This is a genomic window from Methylobacterium sp. Leaf125 (assembly GCF_001423085.1).
In the GTDB taxonomy this organism is placed as follows: Bacteria; Pseudomonadota; Alphaproteobacteria; order Rhizobiales; family Beijerinckiaceae; genus Methylobacterium.
In genome coordinates this window covers 696,851-713,440 of the sequence record NZ_LMNU01000001.1, presented here as the reverse complement: position 1 = coordinate 713,440, position 16,590 = coordinate 696,851, and the positions used below count along the sequence as shown (strand labels likewise).

Here is a 16,590-nt window from a genome sequence, read left to right as displayed (position 1 = left end):
CTACTGGGCCTCGGCGGTGCGTCCGATGACGCCGCGATAGACCTTGCTGAGCCAGGAGGTCTTCTCCTCGCGCGGCTCGAGGCCCCCGTTCTGCAGGAGCGCGTGCGCATCCTTGTACCAGGGGCTGTCGGGGAAGTTGTGGCCGAGCACGGCGGCGGAGGTCTGGGCTTCCTGGGTCAGGCCGAGAGCCATGTAGGCCTCGGTCAGGCGCTCCAGGGCCTCCTCGGCGTGACGGGTCGTCTGGTACTTGCTGACCACGTCACGGAACCGGTTGATCGCGGCCGGGAAGTTCCGGCGCTCGAGGTAGAAGCGCCCAACCTCCATCTCCTTACCGGCGAGTTGGTCGCGGGTGATCTGGATCTTGGCCTTGGCGTCGGCCGCGTATTCGGAGGTCGGATACTTCTGGACAAGCTCCTGCAGGCCGGCGAGCGCCTTCTCGGAGCGGTCCTGGTCGCGGGTCACGTCCGGAATCTGCTTATAGTGCGACATCGCCATCAGGTACTGGGCGTAGGCCGCATCCTTGCTCGCCGGATGGCGCTGCAGGTAGCGCTTCGAGGCGTTGATCGCGTCGTCGTACTTCGCACCCTCGTAATTCGCGTAGGCCGTCATCAGCAGCGCTTTGCGCGACCAGTCGGAATAGCTGTAGGCCTTGTCGAGCTCGCCGAACTTCTTCGAGGCGCCCTCGTAGTCCTTGTCCTCCATGCGCGCCAAGCCCTCGCTGTAGAGCTTGTCGGCGGGAACATCCGGAACGACTTCCGGCTTGTACTTCTCGGCGAAGGGATTGATCGAGTCGAGGGCGTCGCATCCGCCGAGGCCGAAGCCGATGACGGACACCAGCACGGCCGCCATCGCACCGCGGTTGGGATGAGTAAGGCGCATTCCGGTGTTCCCCCAACAGACGGGTCCGTTCCCGGACTCGCGTCGTCAAGCCATCACAAAGGTCGGTCGCGTGGCTGACGGCCTCATGCCACGATCCGGGTGCGCTGCACACCGGACGGACGTCCCGTTTCACGCTCGATTCACCGTGGAGCGCGATTTGGGCGCGAAAGCGGCGGGCGGGCCACGCCCTGGACAGAAACGAAGGCTGTGTGTCGGTGGCGCTACAGATCGCCCACGAAGGCGGCGATGCCGAGGCTGGCGCCGAACTCGGTCAGGCTGGTCTCGCGGCGGGCGCTGGGCCCCTCGACGATGGCGTAGTTGGCGCGATCGGAGAACAGGGCGGTGAGGACGCCGACATTCATGCGGTGTCCGCCGCAGTAGGAGCGGTAGCCGCCCTGGATCGGGAGACCCGCGAGGGCAAGGTCGCCCACGGCGTCGAGAAACTTGTGCCGGACGAACTCGTCGGCGTAGCGCAGGCCTTCGGGGTTCACGACGGCGGTCTCGCCGACCGCGACGGTGTTCTCGAGGGAGGCGCCCAGGGCGAAGCCCGCCTTCCAGTAGCGCTCCACGTCCCGCATCATGCCGAAGGTGCGGGCTCCGGCGATCTCGCGGCGGTAGGCGGAGGGGGTGAGGTCCATCGCCTTGCGGCTGCGGCCGATCACCGGGTTTTCGAAGTCGATCTCGACGTCGAGGCGGAAGCCCCGGTCGATGGGGCGGAGTTCGGCGAAGGCCCGGCCGACCTCGATGCGGACGGAGCGAAGGACCTTGATCCAGCGCTTGGCGGCGCCGCAGCTCGCGGTCCCGACCGCGTCGATGGCCTGTACGTAGGGGAGCGCGCTGCCGTCGAGGATGGGCATCTCGGGGCCGTCGATCTCGACGAGGACGTTGTCGATCCCGAGACCGTAGAGCGCCGACATCAGGTGCTCGATGGTGGCGACCGCGCCGCTCTCGACGTCACCGATGACGGTGCAGAGCTCGGTGGCGGAGACGCAGGCGTGATGGGCCTTGATGAGCCGGTCGTTGCCGGTGGGCATTCCGGTGCGGAGGAAGGCGATGCCGTGATTGGCGGGCGCCGGATGCAGCGTGATCACGACCGGGTTCCCGGAGTGGACGCCGATGCCGCTCAGGGTGGCGGGGGCTTTGAGTGTCGTCTGTTGGTTCGTTCGCATTCCATAGCCCTCGGCCGTGATCGGGCGCGCCCATCCCGTCGGGATGGGCCCTGCGCCCCTTGCGATCCGTCCGCTGCTTGAAGCCCCTGCCGGCGTCTGATGGTCGAAACCACCGCGCCTTGTCGTTCCAAAATTCGTATAGCCGCGCCTCAAAGGCAGGCCAAATCACGGATTCTTACGCTGTGTTACAGCCGCGGTTTCCACCAGCGAATCTGAATCTCGTTTTGGAACAACGGTTTAACAATAGGCATAGCCCGGAGCCGCGAGGCTCCGGGCCTGTGGCTGAAATATCTCAGCCTGGGCGTTGAGGGTCCGCCGGACCCCGGGTTCAGTTCGCCTGGCGGCGCAGGAAGGCCGGGATCTCGAGCTGGTCGTCGTCCATCATGCGGGCCTGGGGGGCGACGCGACCCTGGGGATCGAGGTTGCCCTGGGCCGGACGGTAGGCCGGGGTAGCCTGCACGGGAGCGCGCTTGGCGTAGTCCGCGGGCGCGGCGGCCTGCGGGATCGGTGCGGCGGGCGCCCGCATCGGCGCAGGCGACGCAGCCTCGACGTCCTCACGGCGTCCGCCGAAGCCCACCGTCGCGAGACGGCGCAGCAGCGTCATGCGCTTGGAATCGCCGGCCGGCTCGGCCGGCTGCTCCTCGCGGGCCCGGAGCTGGGCCTGGGCGGGAAGCGGCAGGTCCTGGATCTGCGGCATGCGGGGGGCGCGGGCCACGGCCACGGCCGGCCGGGGCGGCACGAAGGGGCCGGCGGCATGCTGGGGCGCGGGCTCGGGAGCCGGCATCGGCGCGGGCTCGTAGGACATGGCGGCGCGCGGCTGGGTCTGCGTCAGCATCACCTCGTCGCGCATCACCGGGGACTGGGGCAGCTCGACCCGCATGGGCTCGGGGGCGAGGGCCACCGGCTCGGGGGCGCGCAGGATCTGCTGCACCGGAGCCTGGACCGGAGCGGCCTGGATCGGGGCGGCCTGCAGCGATGCCGGAGCAGCGGGCTGCGCGGCCGGGGTCGCTACGGCTCCGTCCTGTCCGAGGGGGCGAAAGGTCGACGCGGGCTGTGCGGCCCGCGCCCTCGCTTCCGCACGGAGACGCTCGGCGACCTCGGCGATGCGCTGCTCGGTCTGGACGATGTCGGGGTTGTTCTGGGAGTTGGCGGCGATCAGCGCCGGCTCGATGCCGGTGGCGACCACGGAAACCCGGATGATGCCGTCGAGGCTCTCGTCGAAGGTGGCGCCCAGGATGATGTTGGCGTCCGAGTCGACCTCCTCGCGGATGCGGGTGGCAGCCTCGTCGAGCTCGTAGAGGGTGAGGTCGTTGCCGCCGGTGATCGAGATCAGCAGGCCGCGGGCGCCCTTCATCGAGACGTCGTCGAGGAGCGGGTTGGCGATGGCGGCTTCCGCGGCGCGGTTGGCGCGGTTCTCGCCCGAGGCCTCGCCGGTCCCCATCATGGCCTTGCCCATGCCGCGCATGATCGCGCGGACGTCGGCGAAGTCGAGGTTGATCAGGCCTTCCTTGACCATCAGGTCGGTGATGCAGGCAACGCCCGAGTAGAGCACCTGGTCGGCCATCGCGAAGGCGTCGGCGAAGGTGGTCTTCTCGTTGGCGACCCGGAACAGGTTCTGGTTCGGGATCACGATCAGGGTGTCGACGGCGGCCTGGAGCTCTTGGATGCCGGCCTCGGCCGTGCGCATCCGGCGCACGCCCTCGAACTGGAACGGCTTCGTGACCACACCGACGGTCAGGATACCCATGTCGCGGGCGGCGCGGGCGATGACGGGCGCCGCGCCGGTGCCGGTGCCGCCGCCCATGCCGGCGGTGATGAAGCACATGTGGGCGCCGGAGAGCTGGTCACGGATCTCGTCGATGACCTCGTCGGCGGCGGCAGAGCCGACCTCGGGGTGCGAGCCGGCGCCGAGGCCCTGCGTCACGCCGAGGCCCATCTGGATCACGCGCTCGGCCTTCGAGGAGGTCAGCGCCTGGGCGTCGGTGTTGGCGACCACGAATTCGCAGCCCAGCAGGCCGGATTCGATCATGTTGTTGACGGCGTTGCCGCCGGCTCCGCCGACACCGAAGACGGTGATGCGGGGCTTGAGTTCCCGGATATCCGGCGCCTGCAGACTGATGGCCATGGTGTCGAGCCTCTCGTGCCTTTCACGTTTCGTTTGACGCCCGCCTTGAAGTCAGGGCGCCGATTTGGGTCTGGCCATGCACGCCCACCCCGCGGGGTTTCGGGCGTGCCGGCGGTCGTCTCAGAAGCTCTCGCGGATCCAGCGTCCGACGCGCGAGAGGTAGCCGTCCGTTCCCGTACCGGCGAAGGCCCCGTGGCCCCGCGGCTCGAAATGCTCCGCATGCGCCACCTGCGGGTAGACCAGGAGGCCCACCGCGGCGGAGAAGGCGGGTCCCTTGGCGGCCTCCGGCAGGCCGCGGATGCCGAGGGGCCGGCCGATGCGGACCTGGCCCTCCATCACCCGGCGGGCGACCTCCGGCAGGCCGACGAGCTGGCTCGCGCCCCCCGTCAGCACCACCCGGCGCCCGGCCTGGGCCGAGAAGCCGGCGGCGCGCAGACGGTCGCGCACCAGTTCCACCACCTCCTCGACGCGCGGGCGGATGATCCGCACGAGCTGCGAGCGCGGCACGTGGTTGGGGGCATCGCCCTCGTCCTCGCCCACCCCGTGGACCGCGATCATGTCGCGCTCGTCGGAGGCGGTGGCGATGGCCGAGCCGTAGAGGGTCTTGAGGCGCTCGGCCGCGGCGACCCGGGTGGAGAGGCCGCGCGCGATATCCATGGTGACGTGGTGGCCGCCGACCGCGACCGCGTCCACGTGGACGAGGTGGCCGCCGGAGAACACGCCGACGCTGGTGGTGCCGCCGCCCATGTCGACCACGGCGACGCCCATCTCGGCTTCGTCGTCCACCAGGGCCGAGAGGCCGGCGGCGTAGGGCGTGGCGATCACCGCCTCGACGCCGAGGTGGCAGTGCTCGACGGCGAGCATGAGGTTGCGGGCGGCGGCCGCCTCGCCGGTGACGACGTGGAGGTCGACCCCGAGGGCGTCGCCCATCATGCCCGAGGGATCGATGACCGTGCCCTGGCCGTCGATGGCGTAGCCGGTGGGCAGGGCATGGAGCACGGCACGGCCGGGGCTGACGCCGTGGGCCGAGGCGGTTTCCAGCACGCGCTCCACGTCGGAACCCGTGACGGTGCCGGTGCGGGTGCCGACGCGGGCCTCGAAGTGCTGCGATCCGATCCGGCCGCCGGACATGTTGACGATGACCGACTGCACCTCGACCTTCGCCATCCGCTCGGCGGCGTGGACCGCCTGGCGGATCGCGCTCTCGGCCGCCTCGAGGTCGACGATGACGCCGCCCTTGAGACCCTGCGAACGCTGGTGGCCGATGCCGATGACGCGGGCGAAGTGGGTGCGCCCGCGCAGGGTGGTGAGGGCCTCGGCCGGCTGGAGCTCGGCGATGAGGCAGACGACCTTGCTCGTTCCGATGTCGAGCACCGAGAGGGTGGTGCTGCGCCGGGCGGAGAGGGGCTTCAGGCGTGGGGTGAGGCCGTGCGGGTCGTGCATCGGGCTACCGGGCGGAGGCGGTGAAACGGGGACGGGACGCGGGATGCGCCGGACGGATCGTGCGGCTCATGTGCTGGTCCCCTTGGGCTTGGACTTCTTCTGGGATTCGGCGCGGGCCGCGGCCGCTTCCTCGGTGAGCCGCACCACCACCCGGTCGGGCATGCGCAGGTCCACCGCGATGATGTCCTTCTCGAGAATGCGGTTGTCGCGCTCGAGCTTGACCAACCGAGCCAGGGCCTCGGTGGCGCCCGTCTCGGGCAGGCGGATGTCGACGCCGTCGAGCTTGAGGGTCCAGCGACGGCCGGAGACGTAGGTCCCGGCCTTGACCCGCTCGGCCAGGGAGCCGGCCGCTTCGATCAGGGCGAGGTAGTCCTTGAGCTTGAGGTTGGCGTCGTCGCCGACCACGAGGGGAAGCGCGGCGTAGCGGTCGTCGCGCATCTGGTCGATCACCGTGCCGTCGGCGGCGATCACGGCAATCTCGCCGTTGCGCTGCCACAGGGCGGCGGGCTCGCGCTCGACCTGGGTGATGACGATCTCGTTCGGGTAGACCTTGCGCACGGAGGCGCTGGCGATCAGCGGGACCGCCAAGAGGCGCTCGCGGGCCTCCGCCACATCGAGGAAGACCACCGAGGAGTGCCCGTCGATGCCGGCGGCCTGCAAGACCTCGCGCTCGTAGAGGCGGGCGATCCCCGAGATGGTGACGCGCTCGACGCCGAAGCCGGCGAGCCGCGCCGCGATGTCGAGGGGGCGGCCGTGCTCGGCCACGAAGCGATCATAGGCGCCGCTGCCGACGAAGCCGGCGAGGGCGAGGGCCGCGAAGGAGAGGGAGAAGCCCGCCGTGCCGAGGTGGCGCGGGATGCGCCGTTCGATCGGGTTGGCGAGGCGCGAGCGGCGACCGGGAGGCGTGATGCGGCGCAGGCGGGCGGCCAGCGACGCACGAACGGAGGCGACCGTGCCGGCGGCGGGCCCGAGCGGACCCTGGCCGCCGAACGGGCCTTCGGCCCCTACCGGCCCAACGTTGCGTCCCCCACCATCCATTGGACGAGCTCACCGAAACTATAGCCCGCATGGGCTGCCATCTCCGGGACCAAGCTCGTCTTCGTCATGCCGGGTTGCGTGTTGACCTCCAGCACGACGAGGGCACCGGTTCCCCCCGGTGTGTCGTCGTAGCGAAGGTCCGCACGGCTGATGCCCCGGCACCCGAGTGCTTGATGCGCCGTTAACGACAACTCTTGGACACGCTGGTAAAGATTTGGTTTAATTTCTGCCGGGAGGACGTGGATCGACCCCCCCTCGGCGTACTTCGCGTCGAAGTCGTACCACTCCCCCGAAGCCGGCTTGATCTCGATCACCCCGAGGGCCCTGTCGCCCATCACGGCGCAGGTCAGCTCGCGCCCGGCGACGTAGGTTTCCGCAAGGATTTCATCGCCATAGCCCCAATCCTCCCGGCCCACTTCCTGGGGCGGATGGGAGCGTCCGTCCCGCACGATGATGACCCCCATGGAGGAGCCCTCGGCCACCGGCTTGAGCACGTAGGGCGGCGTCAGCACGTGTGACTTTGCGGCCTCATGACGGTTAACGACGCGGCCCTCCGGGACGCTGACGCCGGCCGCCCGCATGATCACTTTGGCACGTTCCTTATGCATCGCCAGCGCCGAGGCGAGCACGCCGGAATGCGTGTAGGGGATGCGCAGCAGCTCCAGCAGCCCCTGGATGGTGCCGTCCTCGCCCGCCGGACCGTGCAGCGCGTTGAAGGCCACGTCGGGCCGCAGCTCGGTGAGCACCGTGGCGATGTCCGGCTGGACGTCGACCCGCGTGACGCGGAAACCCTGGCCCTCCAGGGCATCGGCGCAGGCATGGCCCGAATTCAGCGAGACCGGCCGCTCGGAGGACCACCCGCCCATCAGGACGGCGACGTGCTTGGACATGGGGACTCCTGGGGTTTGCACGAACATGGATTGCGTCGTCACGCCGGCCTTCCGGGCCCGATCCTGTCGCGGACCGCCTCGAAAACCGCGCCGGCCGCCAGCGGCGGCAGTGTCCCGATCCGCCTGAGGATGAGAGCGGGTTCGATGCAGGCCAGCTTGAGGGGCCTGACGACGGACGGCGCATCAAGCCCGGCAGCGACAAGATCGTCGATCGCCTGATCGCCCCCCATGGCGGGGTTGTTCGCACTGGTGATCATGGCGATCCAGACGAATCCCGCCTCGGCGACCGCCTGTCCCGAGACCACGACGGCCGGGCGACGCTTCTCGGCGAGACGGTCGGAATAGGGAAACGGGACAACCACCACGGCGCCCGCGGACACCATGCGTCCGTCGGGGTCCCTAGAGATTGCCATAGGCTTCTTCGTCGGCGGCACCGGCCCATTCCGTGAAGGTCACGAAGGGATCTTCACCCTCGGGCCGCGCCTTTTCGATGCGGATGCCGTCCGGCGTGATCACGTAGCGAAGACGATCACCCGGGCCGACGCCGAGGCGCGCCCGAACTTCGGCGGGTAGCACGGTCTGGCTCTTCACGGAGACCTTCGAATAGGCCGTCAGAACGTCCCGCCCAGTCACCGGCCTCTCCCGTCAGCAGCCTTACGTCTTACCGCCTTACCCCGCAGGTGTCGACATTCCGATGCGCTTGATCTCCCAGTGGAGTTCGACGCCGGAGGTCTCGCGCACGCGTCGGCGGACCTCTTCGCCGAGCCCCTCGATGTCGGCCGCCGTGGCATTGTCGCGGTTGATCAGGAAGTTGCAGTGCATCTCGGAGACCTGCGCGCCGCCGACCGTCAGGCCACGGCAGCCGGCCGCGTCGACGAGTTGCCAGGCCTTGGCTCCGGGCGGGTTCTTGAAGGTCGAGCCGCCGGTGCGCTCGCGGATCGGCTGGGCCGCCTCGCGCGCCGCCGTCACCCGGTCCATCTCGGCCTCGATGGCCGCCCGCTCGCCGGGCCGCCCGCGGAACACCGCATGCGTGAAGATCACGTCGTCGGGGGCACCGCTGTGCCGATAGGTGAAGCCCATCTCCGCATGGGTGAAGCGACGCGCCTCGCCCCGGCGGTCGACACCGTGGGCCTCCACCAGCACGTCGGTGGTCTCGCCGCCATGGGCGCCGGCATTCATGCGCAGCGCGCCGCCGACCGAACCGGGAATGCCGCGAAAGAACGCGAGCCCGTCGAGTCCGGCCTCGGCTGCTGCCTTGGCAAGGCGCATGTCCGGCACCGCGGTCCCGACCCGCAGGGTCTCGCCGTCGATCTCCACCGTGCCGAAGGCCCGGCCGCCGAGGCGCACCACGACGCCGGGTACGCCACCGTCGCGCACGATGAGGTTCGAGCCGAGGCCGATCACCGTCACGGGCATGTCCGGATCGAGGACCGAGAGCAGAAGACCGAGGTCTTCCGCGTCGGCCGGGGTGAACAGCACCTGCGCCGGGCCGCCGACCCGGAACCAGGTCAGGTCCGAGAGCGGCTGGTTGGCGATGAGCCGCCCGCGCAGGGCCGGCGCCTTCGCACGGATGTCGGGGGTGATGTCCGGGAATGCGGTCATGAGCGCCCCTCCCCTCTCGTCGCCTGCGAGGAGAGGGCCTTGCCCCGCAGACGGGGAGAGGCTGGGAGGGCAGCGAGGATCGTCGCGCTGACGCACTCGGTCTGTTGCATGATGTCGATGTTCCAAAAGCGCAGGCCGCGATCGCCGCCCGCGGCCAGCCAGGCATCCCTGACGTGATCGCGCCTGTTCCCGGCCTGCTGGCTGCCGTCCGCGCCGACGATGAACCGCAGCGCGCGACAGACGATGTCGGCGATGGAACCGCCGACCGGCTGCGGCCGGACGAACGGGAAGCCGGCGGAGCGCCGGTCCCTCAGATGCGAACGGTGGCGAGGCCCGGACCCCGTTTCGTTGCCCTGCAAGATCCAACGGAAGCGCGTGCGCGCCCTCGAAGCGGCACGCATCGGCGGCTCACGCCGTCACGCCGTCCAGGGCCGCGAGTTCGCCCGGGAGGGCGTAGGCCCATTGCGTGATGTTGCCGGCGCCGAGGCACACGACGTAGTCGCCGGGCTTGGCGCGGCCGGCCACGATGCCGGCGAGGTCCTCGGAGCGCTGTAGCGCGATCGCATCGCGATGGCCCCGCGATTTCAGGCCCGAGACGAGCCCGTCGCGGTCCATGCCCTCGATCGGCGCCTCGCCCGCCGCGTAGACGGGGGCGACGATGACCGTGTCGGCATCGTTGAAGCAGGTGCAGAAATCGTCGAACAGCGAGGCGAGGCGCGTGTAGCGGTGCGGCTGCACGATGGCGATGACGTTGCCCTCGGTGGAGGCACGGGCCGCCTTCAGCACCGCCTTGATCTCCACCGGATGGTGTCCGTAATCGTCGAAGATCAGGGCGCCGTTCCAGGTGCCGGTCCGGGTGAAGCGGCGCTTGACGCCGCCGAAGCCGGCGAGCGCCTTGCGGATCGCCTCCGGCTCGACGCCGAGCTCGTGCGCGACGGCGAGCGCCGCGGTGGCATTCAGGGCGTTGTGCTTGCCCGGCATCGGCAGGACGAGGTCCTCCATCTCCATGCGGAAGCCCGGGCGGCGATCGCGGATCATCACGCGGAAGCGGCTCTGGCCGCCACGCAGGTCCACGTCGATGAGGCGGACATCGGCCTGCGGATTCTCGCCGTAGGTGATGATGCGGCGGTCCTCGATGTGTCCGACGAGGTCCTGCACGATCGGATGGTCGATGCACATCACGGCGAAGCCGTAGAACGGGATGTTGTCGATGAAGCGCCGGAAGGCGTCCTTCACCGCGTCGAACGAACCGAAATGATCGAGATGCTCGGGGTCGATGTTGGTGACGATGGCGACGTCCGCCGGCAGCTTCAGGAAGGTGCCGTCGGATTCGTCGGCCTCCACCACCATCCACTCGCCCTCGCCCATGCGGGCATTGGTGCCGTAGGCGTTGATGATGCCGCCGTTGATCACGGTGGGGTCGAGGTTGCCGGCATCCAGCAGGGTGGCGACGAGGGAGGTCGTCGTGGTCTTGCCGTGGGTGCCCGCGATGGCGACGCAGGACTTGAAGCGCATCAGCTCGGCCAGCATCTCGGCCCGGCGCACCACCGGCAGGCGGCGCTCGCGGGCGGCGACCAGCTCCGGATTGTCGCGGCGGATCGCGGTGGAGACCACCACGAGGGCCGCCTCCTCGACGTTGCCGGCCTCGTGACCGATGAAGGTGCGCATGCCCTTTTCGGCCAGGCGCCGGACGTTGGCGTTGTCGTTGGCATCCGACCCCTGCACGGTATAGCCGAGGTTGTGCATCACCTCGGCGATGCCGGACATGCCGATGCCGCCGATGCCGATGAAGTGGATGGGACCGAGCTTGTCGGGCAGCTTCATGGGAAGGACCAGTCTCAGGGGCGTCGGACGCGGACGGATCGGCGCCGACGGGATCTACCAGGCGGAAGGGCTCAGGGACGCGCCGCCGTCGCGATGACGATGTCGGCGAGCCGCTCGGCGGCGTCGTGAATTCCAGCGCTTTTGGCGGCTGAGGCCGCCGCGGTCAATTTCTCGGGATTGGTGAAGAGGTCGACGAGCTCCGCCGTCAGCCGGTCCGGCGTGAAGGCGGATTGCGGGATCGCCTGCGCGGCGCCGATGGCGGCGAGCGTCGCGGCGTTGGCCGCCTGGTCCTGGTCGAGGGCGCCGGGCAGCGGCACCAGGATGGCGGGCCGGCCGATGGCGGCGAGTTCCGAGACCGTCGAGGCGCCCGAGCGGCCGATGACGAGATGCGCCGCCGCCATGCGGGCGGGCAGGTCCTTGAAGAAGGGTGCGGCCTCGAAGCCGGCCAGGCCCAGGCCGAGATAGAGATTCTGGACCTGCGTCAGGTCCTCGGCCCGGACCTGCTGCACGAGATGGAGCCGGGCGCGCAGGTCGGCGGGCAGGTTGGCGATGGCGCTGGGCACCACCTCGCCCATCACCCGGGCGCCCTGGCTGCCGCCGAAGACGAGGAGGTGGAGGGGGGCGCCGGCGCCGACGGGCGGATAGGCGAGCTTCGCGGCCTCGAGCACCGCCGGCCGCAACGGATTGCCGGTGTGGGTCCGGGGGGCCAGGGCCTTGGCCGGGACGCCCCGGACCTCCCGGAAGCCGGTGGCGATGGCCCGCGCGCCGCGCGCCAGGAAGGCATTGGCCCGTCCCATCACGGCGTTCTGCTCGTGCAGGACGGTGGGCACGCGCAGGATCTGGCCGGCCAGCATCGGCGGCACCGTCGGGTAGCCGCCGAAGCCCACGATGGCGGCCGGGTTGATGCGCTTGATCTGCCGGGCGGCGACGCCGAAGCCCCGTCCGAGGGTGAGGAGCGCGGCGCCGCGCTTGATCAGGGAGCGGCCGGAGGGCGTTGCCGCCGCGATGGTGACGATCTCGGAGGCCGGGAAGCCGGCGGCGATGGAATCCACGCGGGCATCGGTGGCCAGCACGACCCGCACGCCCCGGGCGCGCAGGGCGTGCGCCAGGCTCTCGGCGGGGAACAGGTGCCCGCCCGTGCCACCGGCACAGAGCAGGATCGTGGCAGTCGCAACGGTCAACGCATCACTCCGGCGATCGTCGCCGGGGCGGTGCCCGGCGGCTTCTGGCTCAGGGTGGTGGTCCGCGGGCGCTTGCGGGTCAAGGCCACGAGGAAGCCCATGCCGAGAGCCAGCGAGATCAACGACGAGCCGCCGTAGGAGACGAAGGGCAGCGTCATGCCCTTGGCGGGCATCAGCCGGACGTTCACCGCCATGTTGATGCAGGCCTGGAGACCGAACAGGGTGGTCAGGCCCGTGATGGCCAGGCGCGAGAAGGTGTCGTCCGTGCGGCGCGCCAGCTTCAGGCCCCGCATGACGATGTAGGCGAACAGCAGGACGAGGCCGAGACACACGATGGTACCGAACTCCTCGCCCGTCACCGAGAAGATGAAGTCGGTGTGCGCATCGGGCAGGTGGCGCTTGGCGACGCCCTCCCCCGGGCCGGTACCGAACCAGCCGCCGGAGTTGAACGATTGCCGGGCCCAGTAGCCCTGGAAGTTGTCGCCGGAATCGCTGTCGAGGAAGCGGTCGATGCGCTCGCGGACGTGGTGCAGGAAGCGGTAGGCCGTGGCGACGCCGATCAGGCCGCCGACGCCGAGACCCGCCACCCAGAACCAGTGCAGGCCGGCCACGAAGAACAAGGCGCACCAGACGATGGTGATGAGCATGGTCTGGCCGAAATCGGGCTGCAGCACGAGGGGCACGATGGTGACCGGCAGGAGCAGGATCGCCAGCAGGCCGCCGGGCATGTCGCGCCGCTGGGCGCCTTCCGAGAAGGCCCAGGCCGCCACCACCACGAAGGCGGGCTTCACGAATTCCGAGGGCTGGATGCCGATGGCGCCGAACTGGATCCAGCGATGGGCCCCCTTGATCTCCGGGCCGAACTTGCTCGCCAGGATGCAGAGCGCGACGCCCATCATCCAGGTGAAGAGCGCAACGCGCCGGATGTGGCGCAGGGACAGGAACGAGACGCCGACGATGATGAGGATCGTGGGGGCGAGGTAGAGGGCCTGCCGGTTGAGGAAGTGGAAGGTCGGCAGGCCGATCTTCTCGGCCACGGGCGGCCCGCCGCCCATGAGGAAGACGAGGCCCGCCACCATGAGCGCCCCGAGCCCGGCGAGCAGGCCGCGGTCGACGGTCCACCACCAGTCCGTCAGGGGCGTGCGTTCGGCGCGGGACATCATGGAATCAGCGCTCTCCGGAGCCTCACGGCGCCCGGACAGGGCAGCCGATCGCGGCCGGCAGCATCACGCCGGCACGGATTCGATCCTGTGCCGGAATGGTAAACCAAGTGTTGCGATCCAGTGTCGAAGTCTCGCCTGCCCCGAGGATCAGGCCGTTCGAAGAGGGCTCGTTTTGAAGAGGTTTCACGAGGGCTCAAGCGCATTCGCAAAAACGGTCTGCAGCAATGGCCCCCTTGCCGAGCGAGGAACGCCGATCGATTCCCTGGATCCTGGAGGCGGCAGCACGCGGAAGATCCCTCTTTCTCTTCTTCTATCTCGTAACCGAGCAGTATAAATACTCATCGAATAGAGTCAATATTATACCGTATCAACTGGTCCATAACGTCCAATGGAGCTGTGATGCCGATATTATATGCAGATCGACGCTTCGTTTGACCGAGTAGAAGGCCTAAATTTAACATCTATTTCATCGAAAAAGGCTATTCCGGAGAACGTAACTTCAATCCCCGATCTGCAAGGCGGAACTTTCGATGAAGACGCTCAAGAATTTCAGTCTTCTGGTGAAGATCATCATCCCGCTGGTCATGACGACCCTGGTCGCCCTCGGTCTGGTGATCTACGCCCGCCACGCCCTGTCCCAGCTTGCGGATCAGACGCGGGAGATCGTCCAGGTGCAGACGGCACGTCAGGGCCATGCGCTCAACCTGCAGATCGCCATGACCGAAGCCGCACTCCAGAACCGCAACATCCTCATCCATTCGACCGGGCAGAGGAGCAAGGACTTCAGGGCCCGGCAAGCCGCCGCCATCGAGGCGACCTATGAGGCGCAGGCCAAACTTGCCGCCCTCGCCGATACGCCCGATCGCGTTGCGGCGAACGCCGACCTTCGGCGTGGGCTGGAGGTCTACTTCGCCGTTCTGAACCGCTCCTCCGAGGCCGCTCTGAACAACGATCCGGTGGCGGGAAACACGATCGCGCAGGCCGAGGCGGCACCGTTGCGGGTCAAGCTGCGCGATCAGGCCACTCAGCGGATTAACCTGGTCAAGTCTGAGTTGAAGGCAAGCGCCGCTCACGCCGACGAGATCGTCAGGAGCACCACGACCATGCTGTTGTCCTCGGCCGCCGTCGGGCTGCTGGCCGCCCTGGGCAGTGCCGGCCTGATCGTGATCTTCGCGATCGCCCGTCCGGTGAACGCCATGGGCGCTGCGATGGGCCGTCTCGCGAGCGGCGACCTGACGGTCACCGTCGACGGCACCGACCGCAAGGATGAGATCGGCCTGCTGGCGCGCTCCCTGGAAGTGTTCAAGCGCAACGCGATCGACGGCCGTCGATTGGCGGCCGAGCAGGACGCCGAGAACCAGGCGAAGGTCCGCCGGGCCGAAGTGCTCGACGGGCTGACAAAGCGCTTCGAGGCCAACGTCGCCAACCTGACGCACGGACTGGCGGGGGCGGCCACCGAGATGGAAGCCACCGCCCAATCGATGGCGTCCACGGCGGATCAGTCGATCCGGCAGGCAACGACGGTGGCGAGCGCGGCGGAAGAAACCTCCGCCAACGTGCACACGGTCGCGGCCGCCAGCGAGGAGATGTCGGCCTCGATCCAGGAGATCGTGACTCAGGTCAGCCAATCCTCCAGCCTGGCCAATCAAGCGGTGGACGACACGCACCGCACCGAGGCGACCGTGCAGCGGCTGACGGAGGTTGCGACCAGCATCACCGACGTCGTCGCCATGATCACCAACATCGCCGGCCAGACCAACCTGCTGGCGCTGAACGCCACCATCGAGGCGGCCCGGGCCGGTGAGGCCGGCCGGGGCTTTGCCGTGGTGGCGACCGAAGTGAAGGAACTGGCCGGGCAGACCGCGCGGGCCACCGAGGAGATCCGCGCCAAGATCGGCGAGATCCAGGGGGCCACCGGCGAGGTGGTGTCCGACATCACTCGCATCGGCCGGACCATCGCCGACATGTCCACCTATGCGAACGGCATCGCCGCCGCGATGGAACAGCAGGGCGCCGCCACCCGGGAAATCGCCCGGAACGTCCAGGAAGCCGCGCAGGGCACCCAGGAGGTGACCAGCAACATCGCGCAGGTCCGCGCCGGCGCGGGATCGACGGGGGCCGCCGCCAGCCAGGTCCTGAGTGCCGCCAGGGCGCTGTCGCGCCACTCCGAAAACCTCGGCCAGGAGGTGTCGCAATTCCTGGCCGGTGTGAAGGCCGCGTAACGGCCCGGGCGGACGCCTGGCCCCCGTCGCGCCGGTGCCGGGCCAGCCGGCTGGCTGTCAGGCGGCCTTGCAATCCTCGAAGCCGGCGCGGATCGCCTCCGGATCGAGCTTGCGGCCGATGAAGACCACGCGGGAGACACGCGGCTCGTCGTCCTTCCACGGCCCCTGAAGGTCGCCGTCGAGGATCTGGTGGACGCCCTGGAAGACGAAGCGCTGCGGCTCGTTCGGGAAGGCGACGATGCCCTTGCAGCGCAGGATGTCCGGCCCCTGAACCTGGGTCAGGGTCGAGATCCAGGGCATGAACTTTTCGGGGTCGACCGGGCCGTCGATCTTCGCCGAAACCGACTGCATGTCGTCGTCGTGGTGATGGTGATGCCCCTCCTCCAGGAAGTCGGGCTCGATGTCGAGGATGCGGCCCAGGTCGAAGGCGTTGCGTTCCAGCACCGCCTCGAGGGGCACCGCGCAGCGCTCGGTGCGGTGGACCTTGGCGTAGGGGTTGATCGCCCGGATCTGACCCTCGACCCGGGCGAGGTCGGCCTCCTCCACCAAATCGGCCTTGTTCAGCAGGATCACGTCCGCGAAGGCGATCTGGTTCTTGGCCTCCGGGGCGTCCTTCAGCCGATCCGAGAGCCACTTGGCGTCGGCCACCGTCACCACCGCGTCGAGGCGCGCGGCCGCACCGACATCCTCGTCGATGAAGAAGGTCTGGGCGACGGGGGCGGGATCCGCGAGGCCGGTGGTCTCGACGATGATCGCATCGAACTTGCCGCGCCGCTTCACCAGGCCGTCCATGATGCGGATGAGGTCGCCGCGCACGGTGCAGCAGACGCAGCCGTTGTTCATCTCGAACACCTCCTCGTCGGCGCCGATGATGAGGTCGTTGTCGATGCCGATCTCGCCGAACTCGTTGACGATCACGGCGTAGCGCTTGCCGTGGTTCTCGGTGAGGATGCGGTTGAGGAGCGTGGTCTTGCCCGCGCCCAGGTAGCCGGTGAGCACGGTGACGGGGATCTTCGTGGAGGCGGTGTTCGGGCTGTCGGACATGGAGGCTCTT

The 16,590-nt window shown here is 69.1% G+C and carries 15 protein-coding genes; 1 reads left to right on the top strand and 14 read right to left on the bottom strand.

From position 1 onward, the window contains the following. The 13 genes from ASF58_RS03215 to ASF58_RS03155 all read right to left on the bottom strand — a co-directional run bounded on the left by ASF58_RS03215 (nt 1) and on the right by ASF58_RS03155 (nt 13,314). Entirely contained in the window at nt 1-879 is an 879-nt protein-coding gene (locus ASF58_RS03215) for an outer membrane protein assembly factor BamD (RefSeq protein ID WP_055947152.1), read from the bottom strand. A 221-nt stretch (nt 880-1,100) separates the two neighbouring features. Then, nucleotides 1,101-2,048: a UDP-3-O-acyl-N-acetylglucosamine deacetylase gene (gene lpxC, locus ASF58_RS03210; RefSeq protein ID WP_055947150.1), complete on the bottom strand. Its 948-nt coding sequence runs from the start codon at nt 2,046-2,048 to the stop codon at nt 1,101-1,103. Between the two features lie 328 nt (nt 2,049-2,376). Further along, on the bottom strand, nt 2,377-4,173 hold the full coding sequence (gene ftsZ / locus ASF58_RS03205; RefSeq protein ID WP_055947148.1) for a cell division protein FtsZ: 1,797 nt from the start codon (nt 4,171-4,173) through the stop codon (nt 2,377-2,379). Between the two features lie 120 nt (nt 4,174-4,293). Beyond that, nucleotides 4,294-5,616, bottom strand: a complete 1,323-nt coding sequence (gene ftsA / locus ASF58_RS03200) for a cell division protein FtsA (protein WP_055947147.1) — start codon at nt 5,614-5,616, stop codon at nt 4,294-4,296. A 66-nt stretch (nt 5,617-5,682) separates the two neighbouring features. Beyond that, nucleotides 5,683-6,654: a cell division protein FtsQ/DivIB gene (locus tag ASF58_RS03195; protein ID WP_055947145.1), complete on the bottom strand. Its 972-nt coding sequence runs from the start codon at nt 6,652-6,654 to the stop codon at nt 5,683-5,685. Next, complete coding sequence (locus tag ASF58_RS03190; protein WP_055947143.1) at nt 6,621-7,544, bottom strand: D-alanine--D-alanine ligase; 924 nt, start codon at nt 7,542-7,544, stop codon at nt 6,621-6,623. The genes ASF58_RS03195 and ASF58_RS03190 overlap by 34 nt, the downstream gene beginning before the upstream one ends. Before the next feature lie 38 nt (nt 7,545-7,582). Next, on the bottom strand, nt 7,583-7,924 hold the full coding sequence (locus tag ASF58_RS03185; protein ID WP_244477171.1) for a type II toxin-antitoxin system PemK/MazF family toxin: 342 nt from the start codon (nt 7,922-7,924) through the stop codon (nt 7,583-7,585). A gap of 19 nt (nt 7,925-7,943) precedes the next feature. After that, complete coding sequence (locus ASF58_RS03180) at nt 7,944-8,135, bottom strand: AbrB/MazE/SpoVT family DNA-binding domain-containing protein (protein ID WP_244477170.1); 192 nt, start codon at nt 8,133-8,135, stop codon at nt 7,944-7,946. 78 nt (nt 8,136-8,213) lie between these two features. Continuing rightward, complete coding sequence (murB, locus tag ASF58_RS03175) at nt 8,214-9,146, bottom strand: UDP-N-acetylmuramate dehydrogenase (protein ID WP_055947138.1); 933 nt, start codon at nt 9,144-9,146, stop codon at nt 8,214-8,216. Continuing rightward, nucleotides 9,143-9,547 (bottom strand): DUF559 domain-containing protein, encoded by a 405-nt coding sequence (locus ASF58_RS03170; protein WP_055947136.1) that lies wholly within the window; start codon nt 9,545-9,547, stop codon nt 9,143-9,145. The genes murB and ASF58_RS03170 overlap by 4 nt, the downstream gene beginning before the upstream one ends. A 7-nt stretch (nt 9,548-9,554) precedes the next feature. Next, a complete protein-coding gene (gene murC, locus ASF58_RS03165; RefSeq protein WP_055947133.1) occupies nt 9,555-10,970 on the bottom strand; it encodes a UDP-N-acetylmuramate--L-alanine ligase in 1,416 nt (471 codons plus the stop codon). A gap of 71 nt (nt 10,971-11,041) precedes the next feature. Beyond that, nucleotides 11,042-12,151 carry an undecaprenyldiphospho-muramoylpentapeptide beta-N-acetylglucosaminyltransferase gene (gene murG / locus ASF58_RS03160; protein ID WP_055947131.1) on the bottom strand — a complete coding sequence of 370 codons (1,110 nt, stop codon included), beginning with the start codon at nt 12,149-12,151 and terminating at the stop codon, nt 11,042-11,044. Continuing rightward, nucleotides 12,148-13,314 (bottom strand): putative peptidoglycan glycosyltransferase FtsW, encoded by a 1,167-nt coding sequence (locus ASF58_RS03155; protein ID WP_055947130.1) that lies wholly within the window; start codon nt 13,312-13,314, stop codon nt 12,148-12,150. Before ASF58_RS03155 ends, murG begins: the two co-directional genes overlap by 4 nt. A 530-nt stretch (nt 13,315-13,844) precedes the next feature. On the opposite strand from ASF58_RS03155, the gene ASF58_RS03150 reads away from it, so the two are divergent. Next, entirely contained in the window at nt 13,845-15,536 is a 1,692-nt protein-coding gene (locus ASF58_RS03150) for a methyl-accepting chemotaxis protein (RefSeq protein ID WP_055947128.1), read from the top strand. A 57-nt stretch (nt 15,537-15,593) separates the two neighbouring features. Here ASF58_RS03150 and ASF58_RS03145 read toward each other — a convergent pair whose 3' ends face one another. After that, nucleotides 15,594-16,580, bottom strand: a complete 987-nt coding sequence (locus tag ASF58_RS03145; RefSeq protein ID WP_055947126.1) for a GTP-binding protein — start codon at nt 16,578-16,580, stop codon at nt 15,594-15,596. Nucleotides 16,581-16,590: the final 10 nt, after the last annotated feature.